Raw genomic sequence first — 1,774 nt, forward strand, 5'->3', positions numbered from 1 at the left:
GGCGCCAGCGCGTGTAATCGTCGATTTCAAAGGGTGCCACGATGGTGCCGCAGATGACAGTCTTGGAGACGAGATCAACGGTGACTTCGGTCCCGGGAGCGTTCTCGAGCTCTTTCCAGATCAGCTCGATGTCGTCCTGCGCGAGCTCAGCGGCCAGCAGACCCTGCTTGCCGGAGTTGCCGCGGAAAATATCAGCGAAACGGGACGACAGGACGGTCTTGAAGCCGTAGTCTTTCAGAGCCCAGACGGCGTGTTCACGGGACGAACCGGTGCCGAAATCCGGGCCCGCCACCAGGACGGAGCCGGCGTTGAACGGCGCCTGGTTCAGGATGAAGGCCGCGTCCTTGCGCCAGGCGGAGAACAGTGCGTCCTCGAAGCCGGTGCGGGTGATCCGCTTGAGGTAGACCGCGGGGATGATCTGGTCCGTGTCAACGTTGCTCTGGCGCAGCGGCACGCCGATGCCGGTGTGGGTGGTGAACTTTTCCATGGCGGCCTCCTAGGCTGCGTCGGTGCGGATGGCGGCGGATTCGGGAGCCGGATCGAGGTCCGACGGCGAACTCAGGGTGCCACGGACGGCCGTGGCCGCCGCCACCACCGGCGACACCAGGTGGGTGCGGCCGCCCTTGCCCTGACGGCCTTCGAAGTTTCGGTTGGACGTCGAGGCGCAACGCTCCCCCACCTCCAGCTGGTCCGGATTCATGCCCAGGCACATCGAGCAGCCGGCGAAGCGCCACTCGGCGCCGAAGTCCTTGAAGACCTTGTCCAGGCCTTCGGCCTCTGCTTCCAGCCGCACGCGGGCCGAACCGGGCACCACCAGCATCCGGATGTTGGGGTCCTTCTGGCGCCCGCGGATGATGTCCGCAGCGGCCCGGAGGTCCTCCATGCGCGAGTTGGTGCAGGAGCCCAGGAAGACTGTGTCCACCCGGATGTCCTTCATGGGCGTACCGGCGGTCAGTCCCATGTACTGCAGGGCGCGTTCGGCGGCAGCCTTGGCGTTTTCGTCGCCGAAGTCCTCCGGGGACGGCACCTTGGCGGAAAGCGAAACACCCTGCCCCGGGTTTGTGCCCCAGGTGACGAACGGCTCCAGCGTGTCGGCGTCCAGGGCCACCTCGACGTCGAACGTGGCGTCGTCGTCGGTCCTCAGCGTGTTCCAGTACTCGACGGCGGCATCCCAGTCGGCGCCCTGTGGCGCGTGCGGGCGGCCAAACATGTAGTCGTAGGTGACCTGGTCCGGGGCCACCAGGCCGGCGCGGGCACCGGCTTCGATGGACATGTTGCAGATGGTCATGCGGGCTTCCATGGACAGCGCGCGGATGGCGGAACCGCGGTATTCCAGGACGTAGCCCTGGCCTCCGCCGGTGCCGATCTTGGCAATCACGGCCAGGATGATGTCCTTGGCGGTAACGCCCGGGCGCAGCGTGCCTTCGACGTTGATGGCCATGGTTTTGAACGGCTTCAGGGACAGCGTCTGGGTGGCCATGACGTGCTCCACTTCGGACGTGCCGATGCCCATGGCCAGCGCACCAAACGCACCATGGGTGGACGTGTGGGAGTCACCGCAGACAACGGTCATGCCAGGCTGCGTGAGGCCAAGCTGAGGGCCGACAACATGCACGATGCCCTGCTCGGCATCACCGAGCGAATGCAGCCGGACGCCGAACTCCGCGCAGTTGTTGCGCAGCGTCTGGATCTGCGTGCGGCTGGTGAGATCGGCAATGGGCTTGTGGATGTCCAGCGTGGGAGTGTTGTGGTCCTCCGTGGCGATGGTGAGGTC

Annotated in this window: 2 protein-coding genes; both read right to left on the minus strand. The window is 66.0% G+C overall.

Going from position 1 to position 1,774, the window contains the following annotated elements:
* Positions 1 to 487 (minus strand): 3-isopropylmalate dehydratase small subunit (leuD, locus tag V6M49_RS05435; RefSeq protein WP_332760477.1); only part of this gene is annotated, 487 nt, incomplete at its 3' end.
* A 9-nt stretch (positions 488 to 496) separates the two neighbouring features.
* The coding region (gene leuC, locus V6M49_RS05440; protein WP_332760478.1) for a 3-isopropylmalate dehydratase large subunit at positions 497 to 1,774 on the minus strand (1,278 nt) is incomplete at its 5' end.

Origin of the sequence: Pseudarthrobacter sp. (genome assembly GCF_036675385.1) — a bacterium.
GTDB lineage: Bacteria > Actinomycetota > Actinomycetes > Actinomycetales > Micrococcaceae > Arthrobacter.